The sequence below is a fragment of the Acinetobacter psychrotolerans genome, from assembly GCF_048552595.1.
Lineage (GTDB): Bacteria > Pseudomonadota > Gammaproteobacteria > Pseudomonadales > Moraxellaceae > Acinetobacter.
Genome location: NZ_JBIMDK010000001.1, coordinates 62,499 through 85,381, shown reverse-complemented (window position 1 = coordinate 85,381; position 22,883 = coordinate 62,499). Strand labels below are relative to the sequence as shown.

The following is a 22,883-nucleotide window of genomic DNA, read 5'->3' as shown; positions in this document are numbered from 1 at the left end:
TTGAACATAAGTTGTGATGAATTTTATAAAATGCTTAAAAAAAGTGCATTATTCATTCCAACAATGCACTTTTCACTATCATAACCATTTTCTAACCATCATTTGAAAATGGTTTGAGTTCGAAGAATCGAATCCAAATGCTCGAACTTCAAATTAAATTAGAAACTGTAATTTAAACCCAAGACAGCATGATTATCCAATTCTTCACCTAAGCGATCCTCACCACCGACCACATAGTCAAATGAAGCAGTTAAACCAGTATTTGTAAAACTCTTACTCACTCCCACACGCGCTTCATTAAAAGCAAAATTTTGAGTGGTTTGGATAATATTGTCATCACGTTGACTGTTATAAACCGAACCGCCAATTGATGCATTAAACAGAAAATCTTGCGGCAAAGCATGGCTATAACGTGCGCTTAAATAAGTATCTCCAGCATTGCCAAAAGAAGCATCTGCCAATATAACCGCAGCATTCAAGCTAAGATCTTTATAAGCAACTTCGGCAAGTACATCAAATGCTGTAGTACGACGATGATCATTTCCTTCTGTATAAACCGTCCCACCATTTTGGTAAAGATATGCCGTCGTTTGTAATTTATAGCTCCAATCTTTGCTGATTTGATGGTGATAAGCTAGATAAATGTCATGTTCAAAACCATGGTCGTGCTGCTCATCTGTAGAATCATAATCTAAAGTTGATCCCCAATAACCCACAGAGAAACCACTTTTATGGGCATATTCCACACCACCTTGTATGGCAATGTCATTATTTTCCACACCACCACGGTAGATATACTGAGAGACTAATCCTACATCTCCAGAAATTATGCCCTCTGATGTCGAAATCTGGCTTTCTTCTGCAAATGTGGAACACGTAAGTATACATATAGGCACGGCCCATACGCATTGAGTGAGTAGTGAATTCATGAGGTCAGTAAAAGTAGGGAGAAAAATAAAGCAGAATTTTACTATTTTTTTAAACTTTTGGTAAAATATTACTTTAAATCGCCCATTTTTTTAAATGAATTGTATCTTTTCTGATTAATGAAAGATTTTCGCCCTCCTTATACTTTTTCCGTATAAGTAAATGACTTAATATTCAGTAAATATATTACAAAAATGAAATATTCTTGATCAAAATAGATTCTTTTTTATAGATTAATTATACAATTCACCTATTATCTGTTCTGAATTTAATCAGACGGTACTATATTATCTCGCTTACGAGGCAACTCATGTTGAATGTTCCAAAACTTACTTTAGCGGTATTAATTAATGCTGCAATTTTTACTCCTGCCTTTGCTAGCGAACAAAGTGATGCAAAAGGTTTTGTGGAAGATGCAAATGGTTCAGTATTATTTCGCACGGGTTATATCAGCCGTGACAAGAAACATGGCATAGAAGACCAAAATTCATTTGCACAAACGGCAATTGTTGACTTAGATTCAGGCTTCACTCAAGGTATCGTCGGTTTTGGTATTGGCGTCGTTGGCGATGGTTCTTTTAAGATTGGCGATAACAACCATTCTAGCAACAACATGATCCCACGTGATAATCAAGGTAATCCTTATGATCATTGGGCGCGTGGTGGTGCAAATGTAAAAGCTCGCTTCTCAAATACCACTGTCCGTTATGGTACACAAGTTTTAGATTTACCTGTACTTGCCAGTAACACAGGACGTTTAGTTCCAGAATATTTCGAAGGTACGTTATTAACCAGCCGTGAAATTAAAAACTTAGAATTGGTTGCAGGTAAATTTACTAAAGATCAAATGTCGGATCAAATCAATAGAGATTCTGATGTGAATGGCAATGGACTCGATAGTGCTATTGTTTGGGGTGCCAAATACAAATTTGATGACCAATTAAATGCATCTTATTATGGTTTAGATTCTAAAAACACTTTAGAGCGTCATTATATCAACGCCAACTATAAATTGCCTTTGCAAAACAAAAGCTCTTTAACATTTGATTTTAGTGGTTATCACACTGAATGGGACAAAGCTGCAGAAACTTACTCATCATCTATTGGCAATAAAGATGTAGATGGTCGTAGCAATAATATATGGGCTCTATCAGGTACATATAACCAAGGCCCTCATTCTGTGATGTTGGCTTACCAACAAAATACAGGAAATACAGGTTATGACTATGGTCAAAATGCTGATGGCTTTCAAAGTATTTATCTACCGAACTCATATTTGTCTGACTTTATTGGTAACCATGAAAAATCAGCGCAAGTACAATATAACTTAGACTTTAGCGGTTATGGTGTTCCCGGTTTAAATTGGACGACTGCATTTGTTTATGGTTGGGACATTAAAGTCCGTAATGTGACGGATGAAGCGCAAGAACGTGAATTCTTCAACCAAGTGAAATACACCATGCAAAGTGGTTTTGCCAAAGATGCAAGCTTACGTGTACGTCACTCTTACTACCGTGCAAGTGAAGCTTATAATCCTGTCTATATTGGTGATACCAACGAATGGCGTGTATTCCTTGATATTCCTGTGAAATTATTTTAATTCTCAGACAAAATATTAAGTTAAAGAAACCTGCATTTTATGCAGGTTTTTTATGAATCATATTCTATATAAGATGTATGATATTCACTGTATAAAATCAAAAACATATTTTATGAACAATATAAATATATTTATGAATCAAATTTTTATAGATATTTATGGACTGATCTATTTTGAGTCAAGTAATGGTGATTTTTCTGTTTTTGACGATTCAGATATTATTGAATATGAATTACATTTCGATAAAAATATTCTTAACATTCGAGGAGATCAACTCGCTATGGGTGTAGATACATTTATCAATAAAAAATGTAAGGATTTAGATATGGATGAATTTGGAATACTAAAAAAAATAAAATTAAACGAAATGACGAGTGTAAAACAAGCGATTGGAGAACCGCTTAGAGCCATACAAAAAATTGTTTATCAATCCACTCAAACAGGTATTTCACTCATATTCAAGGATATGAAAATGATATTTATAAACCTTGGCGACGAAATTTATATTTATAATCATCTTACACAAGAATTATTGCATGATGGATACCAAGAAATCTGTGAATAAATGAAAGACTACGTTTATTTTAAAAATTTTCATTAAAAAAACCTGCACAATGTGCAGGTTTTTTTATTTTTAGATCTGAATGTCATCGTTCATTATTCAGCTCTAAAGCAGCTTAGAACATTATTTTTTCGCAGCTTCGATTGATTTGATTACTTCAGCTTTCGCAACTTCAGAACCTTCCCAACCCGTTAACTTAACCCATTTACCAGGCTCTAAATCTTTATAGTGCTGGAAAAAATGTTCAATTTGGTTGATCAACAACGGTGGAAGATCTGTATATTCTTGAACATCTTTATACAACGGTGTTAATTTTTCATGCGGAACTGCGATCAGTTTAGCATCGATACCACCGTCATCTTCCATGTTCAATTTACCCACTGGGCGGCAGCGAATCACTGAACCATGAACCAATGGATGTGGCGTTACAACCAATACATCTAATGGGTCACCATCTTCAGACAAAGTATTCGGCACATAACCGTAGTTTGCAGGATAGAACATTGCCGTACCCATGAAACGGTCTACAAATAAAGCATCTGAGTCTTTATCGACTTCATATTTAATTGGCGATGCATTTGCAGGAATTTCAATGATCACATAGATGTCATTTGGTGCATCTTTACCCGCAGGGATATTGCTATAGCTCATACGATACTCTTTTACAGTGGAGTCTAATTTAAAATCTTGTCGATTATAACGCTAAATTGCGCAAACAGTTGTCGATTATACATTTTGCTGGATCAAAGTGAATATGGCTTTATCGAGAAATCGGTTTACATCATGCGAACAATCAACAGTAATAAAACAACTGGGCACGCCATTGAAAGAAACCAAATAATTGATCGTAATGCAGAAATATTAGCAAGATAACAAATTGCATAGATAATTCTTAGAATAATATAAGCAATACCCAGCATCATAATCAGATGTTGCGGAATCACCATATATTCAGCCATTAAAACCGAGCTGATAAATAAAGGAAGACTTTCAAAACTATTTTGCTGTACTGCATTGGCACGTGCTGCAAGCCCAGTGGTCTTGGCTAGAAATTCACGCGGATTTTTATTATCTGCAACAGTAAACCCACCCGCTGCTTTGGCGATAATGGTAAAAGCATAAGGAAGTAAGCAGGCAATTAAAATTAGATATATGATGCCATCTATCCCAGACATGATTTTTTCTCATGGAGTACGAATGCGAGTTATCATAGCATGGCATTAACAGAATGTTTTTTGTTAAATATAGAGTTTTGATAAATTGTGTAGTAAGGGGCTGTATTGTGCAACAAGATCAAAAAGAGTTGTTTGAGGGTTTATCAAAACAGCAACAACAACATGCAGAAATTGATCGTATCTTAAAAATTACATTACCAATTATGGCTTTTTTGCTTTGTGTGATTTGTGCGAATTATAATTGGCAATCAACACTAGGCACATTGATTATACTCATCTTGGCTTTTTTTGCTGTTGGCATTAAACGAATGAATTTATATTTATGGTTGGCCATTATAGCGGTGTATTGCCTCGTAGATATTTATTTTAGCTATGGAACAATCAATCCTTCTGCCTTAGGTCGTCAAATGGGGACGATGCTCACATTTACCGCAATTGTCGGGCTCAGCCGTCCTTATTTCGACAGTTGGTATAGTAATTCGAAAAAATATCAGCTTTAAAATAAAATCGGATTCAACCATACATTTTAAGTCTAATTTGTATTTTCTACAGCTAATCTTTAAATAGAAAAAGCGCCAATTTTGGCGCTTTTTCAGTATCTTACGAGCAATATCTAACGTGTGATTACTTACGTAAATCTTTACGCAAGATTTTACCTACATTTGATTTTGGTAATTCATCCAAAAATTCAACATAACGTGGACGTTTATAGCCTGTTAAATTCTCTTTTGCATATGCCAAGATTTCTTCTGTCGTTAGTGTCGGATCTTTTTTCACTACAAAGAGTTTCGGCACTTCACCTGATTTTTCATCAGGTACACCAATCGCAGCAACTTCCAATACTTTTGGATTTAGTGCAATGATTTCTTCAATTTCAGAAGGATATACATTGAATCCTGAAACTAAAATCATATCTTTTTTACGATCTACGATTTTAAAATAACCACGAGCATCCATCACGCCAATGTCGCCTGTACGGAAATAACCATCTGCGGTCATTACTTTGGCAGTTTCATCTGGACGATTCCAATAGCCTTTCATGACTTGCGGACCACGAATCGAGATTTCACCTTGCTCACCTTGAGCTAAGTGATTGCCATCATCATCCAGAATTGCAACATCGGTTAAAGGCAATGGAACGCCGATTGTACCGCTGAATTCAGTTGTCGCAGGTGGATTTGCTGTTGCAACAGGTGAAGTTTCAGATAAACCATAACCTTCAATAATGATTGAACCCGTTAACTTTTTCCAAGCATCTGCAGTTGACGGCAATACAGCCATACCACCGCCCATCGCCATTTTCAATTTACTGAAATCAAGCTGTCTGAATTCTTCATTGTGTACTAAAGCATTAAATAATGTATTTACTGCTGGGAAGAAACTTGGTTGATATTTACGTAACTCTTTAATCACTGCAGGTAAATCACGTGGATTCGGAATTAAAATATTCGCTTGACCTTTGTACATGCCATACATTGCACAAACCATGAATGCAAAGATGTGATACAGCGGCAATGCACAGAAGATACGATCATCTTTCGAGCCATCACCGACACCAAATTTACTTTGGAAAATACCATCACACTGCAGCAAGTTTGCAACAAGGTTACGATGCGTTAACTCAGCACCTTTCGATACGCCTGTTGTACCACCAGTATATTGTAATACTGCTGTATCGCTCAGGGTCATCGTTGGGCGTTTGTAGTTATTTGGATTCACTTTTGCAAGTGCGGTATTAAATTTCGTGTGACCTGGAATATTCCATGCAGGAATTTGCTTACGTACAGTACGTAAAACAAAGTTCACCAAAGTACCTTTTAGCGTTCCAAGCATGTCACCTACAGAAGCAACAACAACGTGCTTCACAGGAGTTTTACCTAAAATTGCTTGGTATACAGTGGCAAAGTTTTCAACAATAACCAATACTTCTGCAGCAGAGTCATTTAATTGATGTTCTAACTCACGTGCAGTGTAAAGTGGATTCACATTCACTAAAACTAAACCTGCGCGGAACACAGCCAATGCAACAACTGGGTATTGCAATACGTTCGGCATCATCACTGCAACACGAGAACCTTTTGCAAGTCCAAGGCTTTGAAGATAGGCAGCAAATTTACGGCTAGCAAGTTCAAGTTCACTAAAAGACAGCGTTTTATCCATAAAGATAAAAGCGTCACGTGAACCAAATTTCTGGAAATTTCGCTCAAAAATATCAATAAGCGAGGTGTTTTCCGGTGGCAATTCTACTGTCTCTGGAATCCCAGTTTTTTGGTATTCAGCGAACCAAATCTTTTCCATTATGCCATGTGCTCCAATCAATAATCCTTGGTTTTAAACTATTTTTTTCAATATTAAGCTTCATTTTTTAGTTTCTGTCTGCTTAATATTACATCCATATCTACGAATACTTTCCATATATAACGTATTTCGTGCTATGGATGCTAGTTTTATCTTTGAATCAACAGTCTATTTGCTTTTTGATAGCCACGTGGTAAGAGTTGCCCCTTTGACGCGCGCTTCCCTATATATTTTTGTAAATCATCGCCTTTTAATTTTAGTTGCTGCTGCCCTGCAAGCACTTGAATTATTTCATCTAAATTTAAAGTTAGCATAAATTGGATGAAATCATTACTTTCAAGTTGTATCAACTTGTTTCCTTTGCCTTTGCTTAGCGTTGGCAAATCTGACAAATCAATTAAAAGTAAACGACCCGCTGAACTAAGTATAGCCAAATGCGTATGATTGCCAACCGCTTCTATCGGTAAAGCTTTAGCACCATCGGCAACAGTTAGGAACGACTTGCCTGCTTTAGCATTGGTATCCAGTTGTTTTGCTTGGGTTTTAAACCCATAACCATTCGAGCTGACAGCGACAATTTCATTATCATCTTCTTCAATGACAATTTGAATAAAGCCGACACCATTTGCAGGTGAAAGTTTTGAACTCAAGGGTTCACCTAATCCGCGCGCGGACGGCAAACTATTGATAGCAAGTGCATAACTGCGGCCTGTTTCATCCAGTATATAAACCTTCTGATTGGTCTTACCCTGCGCTGAACTTAAATACTGATCGCCTGCTCGGAAGTTCAGACTGCTTGCATCAACATCATGCCCTTTTGCCGAACGAATCCAACCTGCTTCAGAAAGTACAACAGTTACGGCTTCAGCAGGCATTAAATCCTGTTCGCTGATAGCTGTTGCTTCAGAACGCTGCACGATTGGCGAACGACGATCATCACCAAATTTTTTCGCATCATCTTTAAGTTCTTCAATGATCAAAGATTTTAAAGATTCAGGATTTTCTAGTTGTTCACGAATAATCGCTGCTCTTGCTTCTAATTCATCCTGTTCACGGCGCATTTCCATTTCTTCAAGTTTCGCCAAATGACGTAACTTGAGTTCTAAAATGGCTTCGGCTTGAATTTCATCAATATTGAAACGCATCATCAATACAGGTTTAGGCTGATCTTCTTCACGAATGATGCGAATGACTTCATCAATATTTAAATAAGCAATGATTAAACCACCCAAAATATGCAGGCGTTTTTCAATTTTATTTAAATGATATTGTAAACGGCGAGTCACTGTATTTTTACGGATTTCAATCCATTCAAGCAAAATACGTCGAATAGATTTGACCTGTGGACGACCATCTGCACCAATCATGTTCATATTGACACGATAGCTCGACTCTAAATCTGTCGTTGCAAAAAGATGACTCATCACTGCATCTGCATCAATACGATTTGAACGTAGCACGATCACTAAACGTGTTGGATTTTTATGATCAGATTCATCACGTAAATCACTAACCAATGGCAATTTTTTCGCCTGCATCTGATCTGCAATCTGAGTGATGAGTTTAGAACCTGACACCTGATACGGTAATTCAGTGATCACAATTTCATTTTTTTCAATAGTATAAACCGCACGAGTACGGTAACTACCACGACCTGTGATCTGTATTTTCAACAATTCTTCTGGTGGGGTAATAATTTCCGCTTTGGTCGGTAAATCTGGTGCAGGAATGTATTCAGCAATTTTTTCATCAGTCAGATTTGGATTACGGATTAAAGCAATCGTGCCTTTCACCACTTCACGTAAATTGTGCGGTGGAATATCAGTTGCCATCCCAACAGCAATCCCTGTTGTACCATTAAGTAATATATTGGGTACACGAGCAGGTAGGTTGACTGGTTCTTTCATTGAACCATCAAAATTATCCTGCCAATCACACGTTCCTTGTCCAAGTTCTGACAATAGTACTTCGCTATATAGCGATAATTTTGCTTCGGTGTAACGCATCGCAGCAAATGATTTAGGGTCATCGGGTGACCCCCAGTTACCTTGTCCTTCGATAAAGGGATAACGATAACTGAAAGGTTGTGCCATCAATACCATGGCTTCATAACACGCTGAGTCGCCATGAGGGTGGTACTTACCCAACACATCACCCACAGTACGTGCAGATTTCTTCGGCTTACCACTATTTTTTAAACCGAGTTCGCTCATCGCAAAAACAATACGACGCTGTACGGGTTTTAGACCATCACTAATATGTGGTAATGCACGATCCATGATCACGTACATGGCGTAATTGAGATATGCCTGTTCGGTAAATTCTGCTACGGAACGATTTTCTGTCGCATGATGCGCAAGGCTTGTCATAACAACCTGTTATCCTAAATAAATGCGAGCTAAATGTGTTTTTGGTTCTATGTTCTATGCTATGTCGCAGGGTCTGACGACACAAGAGCAAGCGTGTGACACAACGACAATTTGCGTCTTCAGATGTTTCTAATGTCGTAAAATTATCCATTTTTAAGGAAATGAGCAACTGATTATTTTTATTTTAATAATTACTCTCGCCTTCAATTAATTTTCACGATATTGAAAACCAGATTAATATGAACAAATCCATGACCAGTACAGGAACACCATCGCAAATATTACTATCACATGGCAGCAAAGATACCCCTATTAAAAATTGATATAAGACGTACCCTTAATTCAACAAAAGAGCTGTGTTACTTTTGCTTCAAAAAGTAAGAATACCCCTACAAAAATCTATTTAAACTTTCCAATATAAGATGAAGTGATATTCATCTTTTAGTCATTTAACAATCTGGATAAAGCATCGAAATATTCAAATCAACCTACAATCCAATCTCTTCCAACGTCTTGCCTTTGGTTTCTTCACCTAACACTAAAATCACGGCAGCAACCGCCAATAACACCGCAGTAAACATCATAAAAATAGCGCTAAAACCATTACTTGCCACCATCATATGCGTGACCACCAATGGTGCAACAATACCGCCCATACGCCCAACCGCAGATGCCCATCCCGAACCAAAAGCACGAATATTTGTCGGATACTGCTCAGGTGTGTAGGTATATAACACGCCCCATGCACCAAGGTTAAAGAACGACATCAAACAGCCCCACAGCATGATCGTATTGACAGACGTTGCCTGACCGAAGAAATAAGCAGATACAGCACACATGCCAATAAAACCTGCCAATGTTGGCTTACGTCCAAGTTTTTCCACTAACCATGCGGCGACGATATACCCCGGAAGTTGTGCCAAAATCATTCCCAAGACATATTCAAAAGATTGCACAATGGTAAAACCCTGTTGCACTAACAGACTTGGTAACCATGTAAAAATTCCATAATAAGAATAAACAATACCGAACCAGATTAACCACAACATGAGTGTACGTTTTGCAAAAGCGCCTGACCAAAGCTGTGAAAACGAAATATTCTGCTTTTCTGCTACAGGTTTGACTTCAATAATTTTAATCACTTCTACGCCACATTGACGTTCAAGTTTTTGTACCAGTGCATGTGCTTCTTCAATCCGCCCACAGTTGATGAGATATGGGACAGATTCAGGCACATTTTTTAAAATCATAAATACATAAATGGCAGGTAAGCCACCAATTAAAAAGGCAATGTGCCATCCATACGTGGGAATGACGAAATAGGAAATTAAAGCAGCTACAAGCCAACCGAGTCCCCAAAAACTTTCTAATAGGACAATAAAACGACCACGAACATGTGCAGGTATGTACTCACTCACCAAAGTCACAGCAACAGGTAATTGCCCACCTAAACCTAATCCAACAATAAAACGAAAAATTAAAAGCCATGTTAAATTCGGTGCAAAAGCACATAAAGCCGTGGCAATACTATAAGTCACCAATGTAAGAGCAAATACAGTACGACGACCAATCCTGTCCGCTAAACCACCTGAAAGCACAGCACCAATCGCCATGCCGACAAAGCCGATAGATACAACCCAGCCTTTTTCCGAAGGTGTCATTTGCCATTCTTCTGCCATTTTTGTCAGGATGAATGAAATGAGCCCTGTATCCATGGCATCGAACATCCAGCCGAGTCCGATCACCCAAAGTAAGGTGTAGTGAAATTTACCAATCGGCAGCCGTTGTACCCGTGATACTAAATCCATAATGATTTCTCTGAATAAGTGAAAATGGAGGTACTGCTTTCACAACAGAATTTATTGTTTTGTATATTCTTTTGATCATCTGAATTTAAAGCTAAAAACAAATCATCCGTTTTATTCAAAATTAGATAAGAATTGAATAAACATCTTACATAAATCCCCTAAATTTCACTTAAAGAGCAAAATGAAGAGGATTATAAATGATGTGAGAAGTCTATTATAAATCAAGTTTCATCTTTAGAAGATGCCGATTGTGCATCATCATCTTTATAAATAAATTTCGGCATTTCCAGCCCAAAATAAATCGCTATACAGCGCAGTGAAAATCCAAAAACCAATGTTGAAATCACTGTAATTTCAAGAGATAGCCCCATTTTTATACAGAACCAGTAGAAAATTACCGCAACAAAAGAGATCGATGCATAGAGTTCTCGACGGAACACCAAAGGTACATCATTACATAAAATATCACGCAGAATACCACCCGACACCCCAGTTAATACCCCAGCTACAGCACATACGACAAAGCCATGCCCCATCTGTAAAGCAATCTGACAGCCAATGATGGTAAAACCGATTAAACCAAGTGCATCTAATAATAGAAAGATAGAATGTAAGTGCTTCATCCATTTGGCAATGAGAATGGTGAAAAAGGCTGCACAGCATGTAAGTACTAAGTATTCGGGATGTTTAACCCAAGTCAGTGGATAGTGTCCTAGCAACACATCTCGGACGGAACCGCCACCCAAAGCTGTGACACATGCGATCAGCACTACACCGAACCAGTCCATGCTTCGTCGTCCTGCCGACAACGCTCCTGTCATGGCTTCCGCTGTAATTGCGATAATATAAATAATGGTGAGTAACATTGCCCTTCATCCACTGAAGGTAAAAGATGCACGCTATTTTAAGTTAAATTGCATGAAAAGCTAGAGATATTGTGCGCAACATTGCTTAAATTTTTTGCCTGATCCGCAAATACAGGGCTGTTTCATCGTAAGCTGCTGATCTGTTGTTGGATCGAGAAAATACCAAGCACCATCATGTTTTACAAAATGCGAAACTTCATGGTGAATTTGCTCTTTTTGCGAATTGTCTTTCGCATCTGCATAGTGTGCTTTAAATTCAACTTGAGCATGATTTTTATCAAGTTTTTCTTGCGCTTGCACGATTTCCAGTTTGAGCCACTGATTAGCTTTGCTCCAATCTGCAATCGCTTTGATATCTAAGCTTTGCTGTTGTCCAATTGCCGTGGTTTCAACAATGTAATCAATCTCTTCTTTTGCAAATGCGCTGTAACGTGAACGCATCAGTTGTTCTGCACTTTCTGCTTTTTTCTGACCTAGATGTAAAGGCTGGCAGCATTCGCTATAGAGTGGTGAACCGCAGGGGCAAGGAAGATTGTACATAGAAAAACCATATTAGAAATACTAAAGTATAAAAACTTAATGAATCACTTTCATCACACTCTAAAATTATTTTTAGCATTTAAAAAGCAAAATTTATAAAGTATTTTACAGTTTACATTAATCCACCTACTTTAGAAAAGAACCTCAAAAACCATCACTAAAAGCAACACATATCACTGAATATAAAAGAAAAAATGAATTAAAAATCACCAATTTCAGGTATATATATCCACCATTCATATTGATAATTTTATATTTCCTCCACACGGAATTTAAGGAAATAAAATGAAAAAGTTTTTTCTGGCATCATTAGCCTTATCACCACTTTATTTATCTACACAAGTGATACATGCTGAAAAGTTCACACTCGCCGTTATGGGAGATCCACAATATAAATGGTCTTGTTCTGCTGAACAGTCTATATATCCAAAGGATGTAGATATAAACACGTTATCTGATTATTGTTACAGTGTTCAAGGACAAAAAATAAATCAAGAAAAAGATAGTAATGAAAAAGCTATTAAAGCGATTAAAAATTTAAGAGATAATGCCTCTACACCATTTAAAGGACTTATTATTAATGGTGATCTAACATCTTTTGGTCATGACTACGAAAGAGAGTTTTTTCATAATAATTACACCATACATAATCCGAAAAAAGATGATTTACTTATTTATCCTGGGCTAGGTAATCATGATTACCAAAATAATGTTAATGACTGTGGCGCCAAAGGTACTCAAGGTCGAAATAATTGTGCTGGTGGTATGATGCATATAATGGCTGATTGGATATTAGGATATAAAGGATTAGATAAAGGGAAAACACCTGTTTGTAATAAATTACTTATATCATGCGATATATACGCATTCAACAAAAACCCTTGGCAAACCACAGGTAATCGAAATGTTAACGGAAGCCTTGCTTACTCATGGGAAATAGGAGATTTTAGATTTATACAATTACAAAACTACCCTCATTATACCGTGACATTTAAAAGAGGTTGGAATAAAGGCGCATCTTCGTGGACTATGCAAGCCAAGAACTCAATGGTATGGTTAGGAAAACAGTTAGAAGATGCTCATAATAATAATAAATATGTTGTTTTAAATTTACATGATATTCAGTATTATTTTAATGAAAATGGCGATCAGAAAAAAGAACTTGAAGACCTCATTAAACAGTATCAAAAGAATATCCGAGCAATATTTGTAGGTCACTTACATCAGAGAATTGGAAAACATGGTTCATTAGGAGGTGTTGATATTATTTATTCAGGAGCACCTATTGCTGGAAGATTCCTTAAAGTTGAATTTGACTCAACTAAAACCGATCCAACTAAAGACAAAACCTGTATTACTGTTACTCCTACAATGACCGTTGCAGGTACTCCTCTAAATCCTCTAACTTCATTTACAATAAAATGTGAACCTCTGCCTGAACCTACACCTACTACGTAAACTAATCAAAAAGGGAGCTTTTAGCTCCCTTTTTGATATTAAACAGCCCGACATGATTTGACGCAGTTCTGTCACATTAAGGAATAAATTAAGATTTTCTAAAATTAACATAATACACCTTATGCGAAATAAATAATTTATTTTGTTATAAATCAAAATCTTACAAACAACATAAAAGCCCAGCCTCAACAGTTTTGGCTTTTTTTCGGATTCTTCACGTTCCACGTCTAGTATTTTATCATTGTTCCACAATTTTCATTAGGTACAGTAAACAAACTACTCAATAAAAAAGCCAGTCTTTCGACCAGCTCTTTTTATTCAAAAAATCACTTACTCATCTTCAGATGGTTCAAGTGCCACTATATGCACTTTATCAATCTTATGACCATCCATTGTGACCACTTCAAAACGATATCCATCAGCTTGAAGCTTTTCGCCATTTTGTGGTAAACGACCCAAATGAGACAAGATATAACCTGATAATGTTGAATACTGTTCAGATTCATCAACCAGATCACGACCTAATAACAATGACACATGACGAATATCAGTAGAACCGTCAAGCATTAACGAACCATCGGCTAGACTTTCTGCTGCTGTCTCAAGTTCATCTTCATCAGGAAACTCCCCTGCAATCGCTTCCAATATATCAATTGGAGTTGCAATTCCTTCAATTGAACCATATTCATTTAGGACAATCGCAAGCTGTAAGGGCGCTTGACGCAGCTGTTCCATCACCATTAACACTTGCGCATTTTCATGCACAATCACAGGTTCACGTAAATGCTTTTCAAAATCGAGTACACCTGTTTCGATATAATCATTCAACACTTTATGCGTGAGCACCACACCTGCAATATTGTCTAACTCACCATGTGCCACGATTAAACGTGAATGTGTCATCGACATCAAATGTTGTTTAATTGAGATAGAATCATCATCTAAATCAATCCATTCCAACTCTGGACGTGGTGTCATAACGGATTTTACTGGACGCTCAGCTAAGCCTAAAACCCCCTGTACCATCACACTGTGATACACACCATTTTCAGGGTCAAACATTTCATCTGCCAACGCTTGCGTCGCAAGTACATTTTCAGATTTATGATGTTGATGATCGGCTGTACTTAAGCTTTTTCCACCCAGCATTCGCATGACTGCCGAAGCTGTGCGAAAGCGTAAATCTGTCGTCGTGACTGTTTTTTCTTGGTTTTTACGCATGGTTTGATTCAAGAATTCAATCATGACCGAGAAACCAATGGCTGCATACAAATAGCCTTTTGGAATGTGATAACCAAAGCCTTCGACAATCAATGAAAAACCAATCATCATGAGGAAACATAAACACAAAATCACAATAGTTGGGTGTTTATTCACAAATGCCATGAGTGGTTTTGAAGCCCACAACATGATTCCAACTGCAATCACTACGGCAATGATCATTACCGAAAGCTGTTTCACCATACCAACAGCAGTAATCACACTATCGAGAGAGAAAACAGCATCTAACACAACAATTTGAACGATCACCATCCAAAAAGCAGCATGTACTGGATTTTCTTCTTTAATCGATCCTTTACTTTCTAATTGCTCACGTAATTCCATTGTTCCTTTAAATAAAAGGAATACCCCACCAAACAATAAGATCAGATCTCGCCCTGAAAATGAGTGATCTAAAAAATGGAACAAAGGCTGAGTAAGCGTAATCACCCATGCGATAGATACAAGCAGTACCATACGCATACAAAGTGCGAGTAACAACCCAATAATGCGCGCTTTATTACGCTGTTCTGGCGGTAATTTTTCCGCAAGAATGGCAATAAAAACAAGGTTATCGATACCTAAAACAATTTCAAGAACCACTAATGTTGCGAGACCAACCCACGCAGACGGATCTGACATCCATTCAAGTATCATTGATCTTGCTCCATTGAAGATGTGCAATAGCGATGTTCAGCATATGAGCGCTGTTTATTTGAGAACTGAAGAAGGAACTTTAGTTTATTTTGAAGTTTTGTTTTGTCTAAAGATTGTGCATTTTCGGAGCGACTACAACCACTACCCATGATGATTCATTTGTTGATAAACGTGTATCTAGTATAGGTAAAATCGCCAAAAAATTCATCTTAATTTTTAGCATGGCGCAATACTTACTGTTCTTTACAGTCACATTACAAAAAATTTAAAACAGTTCACTTTTTCCAATATCGTTGTCATATTTGTGACCTAAAGTAGAGCTAAAAGACAGAACATGCTAAGTTAAGGTGAAAAATAAATTATGAATAGCGCACTTAAATCTATGACCAATGAAACTGAAATGCTTAACCCTGAAATTAAAACCAATCAACATTTAATTGCTTTGTATTGCGGCTCTCGTTTTGGAAATAATCCAATTTATAGGCAAACTGCTATTGAGTTGGCGCAAGGCATTGCAGAATATGGCTTTGGTATTGTCTATGGTGGTGCAAGTATTGGCTTGATGGGTCAAGTTGCAGATACCGTGATTGAACATGGTGGTGAAGTGGTTGGGGTTATCCCTGAATTCATGTTGGATTATGAAATTGCCAATAACGATTTAACTGAATTACATATTGTCAAAAATATGCATGAGCGCAAAGCGATAATGGCAGAACGTGCCAGTGCCTTTGTTGCTTTACCCGGTGGATTTGGTACGTTTGAAGAGATTCTAGAAATTGCCACTTGGGGTCAATTGAATCAGCACCAAAAACCAATGATGCTTTATAACGTGAATGGTTTCTATGACCACATGATTGCACAATTAGACCATGCCGTTGCAGAAGGTTTTATTCCCCCACAACACCGTGCCAAGCTGATTGTCTGCCATCATGCAGAAGAAATTTACAATGCAATTAAAAATTTAGAAACACCTAAGCAGTTTGTCGTTTAATCCTACTGAAGCGATGGATGAACTTTTTCTGAAGTGATACTGCTTTGTTAATAATTCTAAAATTTTCACCTCCTTATTGTTCAAAGGAGGTAGTTTTTCTTATCTAAAATTATTTTTAATATAACAACTTCTTAAAATTTCTAAATTCATTAGTTTTGGAATATTTGCCAACCATAGATCAAGCCTGCTGCTGCAATAATCCAGCACAGTGTTGCCACACCTAAACACGACCACATCGGTAATTTAGTTGCCAACACATATACCATCAGCAAATAAATAAAATAAGGAATCAAAGACCATAGACCAAACAGTGCCGTTTGTTTTAATGCTTCTGCACCCCGTTGCTGCGTAACAATCACATGCGCGATCAATGCAAATGTAGGAAATAAAGGCACTAAACCTGCAATATAAAATGCCTTACTTTTCGAAAGAATAGAGATCAATAAAACAACAGCAGCGCCTAAAATACATTTTAAAAATAAAGATAACATTGATACTTACTCTATATACAACACAATCATGTGCAGAGTTTACGCCAAGATTGATTCATTTATAAAATATGAGATGTTTTTAAAACAGAAATTGAAAATATCAAAAATGATGCACAACAAATTTCTATGACTATTTAAAATCTATGGCGTAACTTATGACGATAAACAAATGCAAAAAAAGCAAATAATAGCGTCGCACCGAATAGAAAAATTAACTTAACATTCATGTAATTAGAATTAAAATCGAGTTGTTGTGATGATGCAATACGCGTAGCCGATATAGACTGAGTATACGTAGCAGATTGTATGTCTTTAAAATTTAATTCACTGAGCTGTGCAGGTTTTTCACCTTTACCCACCACGACATAAGCCGCAACAATATTAAAGTCGATTGGATTTTGATAAGCAATTTTTACTTTTGTTGGCTCATAACTGTTGTATTCAGGAATCCAATCATTCACTTGGCTATAAATACGAATAGTATCTGTTTCTTCTACAATAGGATCTTCAATTTTTTGATCTGTTTCACTTTCAATCCATTGTTTTAATGCTTTGAATTGGTTAAATGAAAAATAATGAGTTTGAGATAAATCTTCCGCAACCAACGATGTCGTGACTGTATGCTCACTAGGTTTCGCTTTATTTAACAATCCTTGGTTTTGAATGACAAAATCCAATTTCGAAGTTCGTCCTGGATAATTTTGCTGAGCAACCAAATACACAGCCGTCCAAATTTGATCACCTGCTTGTACATTTTCTAATTCTAGAGCGTATTCTTGATTTGGTTTTAAATTGATATTTTGGTCAAATAGAATATCGGATGCTTCTTGCGCAAAAGCATACTGACAAAATGCGCAACAAAGAACCAAAATAACTTTCTGTATATCCATAATCAGAACCAATAAAAATGTGACAAACTTCACAAATATAATATCGCTAAACTCAAATCGCTCACAAAAATTTTGTCTGACAATTTTATTTTCTAGACAAACGGTCGTTTATTTGAAGAATAAAATCATCGTGTTATATAACCTTGATCATTTAGTTTGCAATACATTCACAATAATTTAGCTTAAAATATTTAGGAAAAAATCCTATTATGAATGTAGATTTTAACGATGCCATTTCCTCCAATAAATAAACATCAGCGCCCCTGCAATCACAAAAAAAATAAGAAATTTTGCTTCCATTCTTGCCAGTGTAGATTCTGGGCGATTTGATACATCACGAAATTGTTGTTGTTTTTCTTCGGCACTCAGATTGCTGTTTTGTTTCATTAAATCTGTAATCTGTTGTGGCTTATCACCTTCTCCAACAATCACATAAATTGCCAAAGGTTCGAAACCTTCTTGTATGGGTACACCTACGCTCAGCTTCATCGTTGTTACACCATAGTCAGGTACCCAATCTAATACTTGAGCATAGGTACGAATCACATCACTATCATAAACAATAGGATCTTCAATTTTAAAATCCGTCTGGTCTTCAATTTTATCGGCAATGTCATCAAATTCTTTCAGTGAAAACTTTTTGCGTAACGGTAAATCATCAGCGATTAATAAAGTTTGGGTTACTTTTTCCGTGGGATTGGCTTTATTAATTAAACCTTCTGGCAAAACCACTAAATTCATTTGTGCTGTACGATTTGGAATAATCTGCTTGCCAACAACATAAATCGCAGTCCATGCTTGAGTGCTGGGCGAAACACCCTCAAACTCCATTTGTCCTGCATGTTCTGTATCTAATTTTAAAAATTGTTCGAATGTCACAATTTTGGTTTCGAGTGCAAAGGCATGAAGACTAAAAACCAAAGCCATTCCCAAAAATAATATTTGCTTTAACATGACTGACTCTGCTCTAAACCATTTTATTTTGAATAAATTATAAGTATTTCCGTAACATATAAAAATTAGACTGTGAAAATTGGTTAATATGCCAATAAGTATGTGAATAATAATATTTTATGTTAACTTTACCAAAGCCGTCACATATTTAAATGGTCAGTTAGATGACACAATTTGTCGTTTAAAAACTATTTTTTACAGCTTGAACAAAATTAAATCGCTATCATATATAACCTTCAATTTGCACAATTCCGAGATGTTTTATGAGCCAAAGTCACATCCGTATTCGAGGTGCACGTACCCATAACCTAAAAAATGTGTCCCTTGATATTCCACGCGACAAGTTTGTGGTGATTACGGGGCTTTCAGGTTCAGGTAAATCTTCCCTTGCATTTGATACCCTGTATGCCGAAGGTCAGCGTCGTTATGTCGAATCACTCTCTGCATACGCACGTCAATTTTTATCGCAAATGGAAAAACCTGAAGTCGATTCGATTGAAGGTTTAAGCCCTGCGATTGCCATCGAGCAGAAATCAACAAGTCATAACCCACGCTCAACTGTGGGAACGATTACTGAAATTTACGACTATTTACGTCTTTTATATGCTCGTGTCGGTACGCCATATTGTCCAGAACATGATTTACCAATGGTTGCACAGACTGTTTCAGAAATGGTCGATGCCGTAAAAGGACTGGAGGAAGGTACGGCTCTCATGTTGCTCGCACCTGTCGTCCGTGACCGTAAAGGCGAGTACACCAACCTATTTGAACAATTACAGAGTCAGGGTTTTGTTCGTGCCCGTGTGGATGGTGAAGTCATTGATATCGATACGCCACCTGAACTGGATAAAAAGAAAAAGCATACCATTGAAGTGGTTGTTGACCGTTTCAAAGTCCGTGATGACTTAGGCAACCGTATTGCAGAAAGCTTTGAAACTGCTTTACGTTTAGGCAGTGATATTGCAACGTTATCGTGGATGAATGGCGAACACAGCGACCGTACATTCTCGGCAAAACATTCTTGTCCTGAATGTGAACGTGCTGTTGGTGAACTTGAACCTCGCCTATTCTCATTCAACAATCCATTTGGTGCATGTCCTGTTTGTGATGGTTTGGGAACACGCAGTCATTTCAGTGCAGATAAACTTATTCCAAGTCAGGATGTTTCGATCAGTCAGGGTGCAATTCGTGGTTGGGACAGACAACGTCCTTATTATTATTCCATGATTGAGAAAGTCGCTGCACATTTCGAATTTTCTTTAGATACACCGTGGAATGAGTTGGATGCAGATACCAAAAAGAAATTCCTCTACGGCACAGGCAAAGATAAGATCGATTTAAGTTATGTCGATGAACGTGGTCGTAAACACAGCCGTGTACAACCATTTGAAGGTATTCTGCCGCATTTAGAACGTCGTTACCGTGAAACTGAAAGTAATTATGTGCGTGATGATTTAGCGCAATATTTATCTAATGCTGCCTGCGATGCCTGTGATGGTTCACGCCTGAATGAAATTTCGCGTAATGTCAAAATCTTAGACAAAACTATCGCTCAGATTACCAAAATGTCGATTGGCGATGCCGAAAGCTATTATCAAGATTTACAGCTTGAAGGTGCGAAAGGCGAAATTGCCGATAAGATTTTTAAAGAAATCCGTGAGCGTTTGCACTTCCTTGTTTCTGTGGGTCTAAATTATCTAAGTCTATCTCGTTCTGCGGAAACATTGTCTGGCGGTGAAGCACAGCGTATTCGTCTAGCTTCACAAATTGGTGCAGGCTTAATGGGCGTGATGTACGTTTTGGATGAACCATCTATCGGACTACATCAACGTGATAATGATCGTTTGCTTGAAACCTTGGTACGTTTACGTGACTTAGGTAATACCGTACTCGTCGTTGAGCATGATGAAGATGCCATTCGTGCTGCTGACCATATCATTGATATTGGCCCGGGTGCTGGTGTCCATGGTGGTCATATTATTGCGGAAGGAACTTATGAAGAAATTTTGGCAAATCCAAATTCACTGACAGGTCAATACCTATCAGGAAAATTAAAAATTGAAGTACCAAAAAAACGTATTCAACCACCAAAGCCTGAAGAACAAATCAAGCTCATGGGTGCATCTGGTCATAACCTGCAAAATGTTGATCTCATCATTCCGTTAGGTATCATGACCTGCGTGACAGGTGTTTCGGGTTCAGGTAAATCAACACTGATTAACCGTACTTTACTACCGCTTGCTGCAACACAATTGAATGGTGCAACGACTTTAACCGCAGAAAAATTCGACTCGATTGATGGTTTACAATTCTTAGATAAAGTTGTCGATATTGACCAAAGTCCGATTGGACGTACCCCACGTTCTAACCCTGCAACATATACAGGTTTATTTACCCCAATTCGTGAGTTATTTGCACAGACGCCTGAAGCCAAAGCACGTGGTTATGCCGCAGGTCGTTTTTCGTTTAACGTGAAAGGTGGTCGCTGTGAAGCCTGTGAAGGTGACGGCATGATCAAGGTAGCAATGCATTTCTTGCCTGATATGTATGTGCCTTGTGATAATTGCCATGGTGATCGTTATAACCGTGAAACCTTGGAAGTTGGCTATAAAGGCAAAAATATTTCCGATGTTTTGGGTATGACTGTTGAAGACGCTATGCATTTCTTTGAGGCGATTCCTGTCATTCACCGCCGTTTAGAAACATTGAATCAGGTAGGTTTGGGTTATATCCGTTTGGGTCAGTCTGCAACAACGCTTTCAGGCGGTGAAGCACAACGTGTGAAATTAGCACGTGAATTGGCAAAGCGTGATACAGGCAAAACCATATATATCCTTGATGAACCGACTACAGGTTTGCATTTCCACGATATTGCTAAGCTTTTGGATATTCTTCATGAGCTGCGTAATAAGGGGAATACCATTGTGGTGATTGAACACAATTTAGACGTGATTAAAACTGCTGACTGGGTAATTGATTTGGGCCCTGAAGGTGGTGCAGGTGGCGGTATGATTATTGCGGAAGGTACTCCTGAAGAAGTGGCGAAGTCTAAAGTTTCACATACAGCGAAGTTTTTAAAGCCACTGTTAAAATAAGAATCTCCCCTAGCCCCTCTTTTATAAAGAGGGGAATTCCCTCCTTTGAAAAAGGAGGGTTAGGGAGGATTAAAAGTTAAAAAATTCTCAACTTTTAGGGGGAATAATGCGATTTTCAGAAAGATATGGATATAAGCCTATAAGAGAAATTATTCAAAAAGAAAGTATGGATGAAAACTTACGTAATGGAATTTGGAGTTTATTCATCGTATCAATCTCATGGAAATATAAATACATCAAATTTAAAAACACTCATAATTGCTTATTGGTTTAATTTTTTCAAACAACCCATCGATACGATTCCCATTCAATTTGAAAAAGTATTATGCACAGTCAGAAGTTCTTTTTTAACTGCAAGTGGCATGAGATTTATAGCTTCATTCAAGAAACATTAGAAAACTATCCAAAAGAATTAAAGAAAAATAAGAGTTCTTCATTAAAGAATTAAATAATTGTTTGGAAAAAGAAAATAGCGTATATCGAATAATCAATAATGAAGTTACCCCTATTACTTCCGAACAAGAGATCCAATCCATCGAAGATGCCTTAGAAAATGCAAATCAATATTCAGGTGTACAACAACATCTAAATCAAGCTTTAAAATTGATGTCAGATCGTCAAAATTCTGACTATCGAAATTCAATTAAAGAATCGATTAGCGCTGTTGAATCTATTTGTAAAATAGTCACAGATGATGAAAAAGCAACTTTAGGAAAAGCTTTAAAAATAATTGAAGATAAATTTGGGTTACATTCTGCACTTAAAGGAACTTTAAGCCAACTGTACGGTTATACTTCTAATGGCGATGGTATTCGTCATACAATGCTTGAAGAATCAAACCTCAGTAATATCGATGCAAAATTTATGCTCGTTGCATGTACCAATTTCATTAATTATTTAATTGAAAAAACTAAAATTTAATTTCATTAGGTAAGAGGAAAA

The 22,883-nt window shown here is 37.2% G+C and carries 20 protein-coding genes; 8 read left to right on the top strand and 12 right to left on the bottom strand.

Going from position 1 to position 22,883, the window contains the following annotated elements; all coding sequences use genetic code 11:
- Nucleotides 1–158 precede the first annotated feature (158 nt).
- The gene (locus ACG94X_RS00350) at nucleotides 159–929 is read right to left on the bottom strand and encodes a TorF family putative porin (RefSeq protein ID WP_419381761.1); all 771 of its coding nucleotides are present in this window, start codon (nucleotides 927–929) and stop codon (nucleotides 159–161) included.
- A 308-nt stretch (nucleotides 930–1,237) separates the two neighbouring features.
- Here ACG94X_RS00350 and ACG94X_RS00345 point away from each other — a divergent pair, with 308 nt between their 5' ends.
- Both ACG94X_RS00345 and ACG94X_RS00340 read left to right on the top strand, forming a co-directional pair.
- Nucleotides 1,238–2,527: an OprD family outer membrane porin gene (locus ACG94X_RS00345; protein ID WP_419381760.1), complete on the top strand. Its 1,290-nt coding sequence runs from the start codon at nucleotides 1,238–1,240 to the stop codon at nucleotides 2,525–2,527.
- Between the two features lie 52 nt (nucleotides 2,528–2,579).
- Nucleotides 2,580–3,092: a hypothetical protein gene (locus ACG94X_RS00340; RefSeq protein ID WP_419381759.1), complete on the top strand. Its 513-nt coding sequence runs from the start codon at nucleotides 2,580–2,582 to the stop codon at nucleotides 3,090–3,092.
- Nucleotides 3,093–3,212: 120 nt separating this feature from the next.
- Here the strand turns inward: ACG94X_RS00340 and ppa are convergent, their stop codons facing one another.
- Together ppa and ACG94X_RS00330 are read right to left on the bottom strand one after the other, a co-directional pair.
- Entirely contained in the window at nucleotides 3,213–3,740 is a 528-nt protein-coding gene (gene ppa, locus ACG94X_RS00335; protein ID WP_419381758.1) for an inorganic diphosphatase, read from the bottom strand.
- 125 nt (nucleotides 3,741–3,865) lie between these two features.
- The gene (locus ACG94X_RS00330; RefSeq protein ID WP_419381757.1) at nucleotides 3,866–4,264 is read right to left on the bottom strand and encodes an MAPEG family protein; all 399 of its coding nucleotides are present in this window, start codon (nucleotides 4,262–4,264) and stop codon (nucleotides 3,866–3,868) included.
- A gap of 104 nt (nucleotides 4,265–4,368) precedes the next feature.
- Between ACG94X_RS00330 and ACG94X_RS00325 the strand changes: the two genes are divergently transcribed.
- On the top strand, nucleotides 4,369–4,764 hold the full coding sequence (locus ACG94X_RS00325) for a hypothetical protein (protein ID WP_419381989.1): 396 nt from the start codon (nucleotides 4,369–4,371) through the stop codon (nucleotides 4,762–4,764).
- Between the two features lie 124 nt (nucleotides 4,765–4,888).
- Here ACG94X_RS00325 and ACG94X_RS00320 read toward each other — a convergent pair whose 3' ends face one another.
- From ACG94X_RS00320 to ACG94X_RS00300, 5 genes are all read right to left on the bottom strand, one after another.
- Nucleotides 4,889–6,562, bottom strand: coding sequence for an AMP-binding protein (locus ACG94X_RS00320; RefSeq protein WP_419381756.1), 1,674 nt, complete (start codon nucleotides 6,560–6,562; stop codon nucleotides 4,889–4,891).
- Between the two features lie 149 nt (nucleotides 6,563–6,711).
- Entirely contained in the window at nucleotides 6,712–8,931 is a 2,220-nt protein-coding gene (parC, locus tag ACG94X_RS00315; protein WP_419381755.1) for a DNA topoisomerase IV subunit A, read from the bottom strand.
- Between the two features lie 488 nt (nucleotides 8,932–9,419).
- Nucleotides 9,420–10,739 (bottom strand): niacin transporter NiaP, encoded by a 1,320-nt coding sequence (gene niaP, locus ACG94X_RS00310; RefSeq protein ID WP_419381754.1) that lies wholly within the window; start codon nucleotides 10,737–10,739, stop codon nucleotides 9,420–9,422.
- Nucleotides 10,740–10,960: 221 nt separating this feature from the next.
- Nucleotides 10,961–11,605, bottom strand: a complete 645-nt coding sequence (locus ACG94X_RS00305) for a trimeric intracellular cation channel family protein (RefSeq protein WP_419381753.1) — start codon at nucleotides 11,603–11,605, stop codon at nucleotides 10,961–10,963.
- 60 nt (nucleotides 11,606–11,665) lie between these two features.
- Nucleotides 11,666–12,145 carry a YchJ family protein gene (locus ACG94X_RS00300; RefSeq protein WP_419381752.1) on the bottom strand — a complete coding sequence of 160 codons (480 nt, stop codon included), beginning with the start codon at nucleotides 12,143–12,145 and terminating at the stop codon, nucleotides 11,666–11,668.
- Between the two features lie 285 nt (nucleotides 12,146–12,430).
- Between ACG94X_RS00300 and ACG94X_RS00295 the strand changes: the two genes are divergently transcribed.
- The gene (locus ACG94X_RS00295; protein WP_419381751.1) at nucleotides 12,431–13,603 is read left to right on the top strand and encodes a hypothetical protein; all 1,173 of its coding nucleotides are present in this window, start codon (nucleotides 12,431–12,433) and stop codon (nucleotides 13,601–13,603) included.
- A gap of 330 nt (nucleotides 13,604–13,933) precedes the next feature.
- Here the strand turns inward: ACG94X_RS00295 and ACG94X_RS00290 are convergent, their stop codons facing one another.
- A complete protein-coding gene (locus tag ACG94X_RS00290; RefSeq protein WP_419381750.1) occupies nucleotides 13,934–15,520 on the bottom strand; it encodes a TerC family protein in 1,587 nt (528 codons plus the stop codon).
- A 361-nt stretch (nucleotides 15,521–15,881) separates the two neighbouring features.
- Here ACG94X_RS00290 and ACG94X_RS00285 point away from each other — a divergent pair, with 361 nt between their 5' ends.
- The gene (locus ACG94X_RS00285; protein WP_419381749.1) at nucleotides 15,882–16,511 is read left to right on the top strand and encodes an LOG family protein; all 630 of its coding nucleotides are present in this window, start codon (nucleotides 15,882–15,884) and stop codon (nucleotides 16,509–16,511) included.
- 149 nt (nucleotides 16,512–16,660) lie between these two features.
- Here ACG94X_RS00285 and ACG94X_RS00280 read toward each other — a convergent pair whose 3' ends face one another.
- The 3 genes from ACG94X_RS00280 to ACG94X_RS00270 all read right to left on the bottom strand — a co-directional run bounded on the left by ACG94X_RS00280 (nucleotide 16,661) and on the right by ACG94X_RS00270 (nucleotide 18,846).
- The gene (locus tag ACG94X_RS00280) at nucleotides 16,661–17,002 is read right to left on the bottom strand and encodes a GlpM family protein (protein ID WP_419381748.1); all 342 of its coding nucleotides are present in this window, start codon (nucleotides 17,000–17,002) and stop codon (nucleotides 16,661–16,663) included.
- Nucleotides 17,003–17,136: 134 nt separating this feature from the next.
- Nucleotides 17,137–17,892, bottom strand: a complete 756-nt coding sequence (locus tag ACG94X_RS00275; RefSeq protein ID WP_419381747.1) for a hypothetical protein — start codon at nucleotides 17,890–17,892, stop codon at nucleotides 17,137–17,139.
- A gap of 222 nt (nucleotides 17,893–18,114) precedes the next feature.
- The gene (locus ACG94X_RS00270; RefSeq protein ID WP_419381746.1) at nucleotides 18,115–18,846 is read right to left on the bottom strand and encodes a hypothetical protein; all 732 of its coding nucleotides are present in this window, start codon (nucleotides 18,844–18,846) and stop codon (nucleotides 18,115–18,117) included.
- A gap of 263 nt (nucleotides 18,847–19,109) precedes the next feature.
- On the opposite strand from ACG94X_RS00270, the gene uvrA reads away from it, so the two are divergent.
- The 3 genes from uvrA (at nucleotide 19,110) to ACG94X_RS00255 (ending at nucleotide 22,862) form a co-directional block, all read left to right on the top strand.
- Nucleotides 19,110–21,941, top strand: coding sequence for an excinuclease ABC subunit UvrA (uvrA, locus tag ACG94X_RS00265; protein ID WP_419381745.1), 2,832 nt, complete (start codon nucleotides 19,110–19,112; stop codon nucleotides 21,939–21,941).
- A 106-nt stretch (nucleotides 21,942–22,047) separates the two neighbouring features.
- Entirely contained in the window at nucleotides 22,048–22,215 is a 168-nt protein-coding gene (locus ACG94X_RS00260) for an AbiJ-NTD4 domain-containing protein (RefSeq protein ID WP_419381744.1), read from the top strand.
- A gap of 182 nt (nucleotides 22,216–22,397) precedes the next feature.
- Complete coding sequence (locus ACG94X_RS00255; RefSeq protein WP_419381743.1) at nucleotides 22,398–22,862, top strand: hypothetical protein; 465 nt, start codon at nucleotides 22,398–22,400, stop codon at nucleotides 22,860–22,862.
- Nucleotides 22,863–22,883 lie beyond the last annotated feature (21 nt).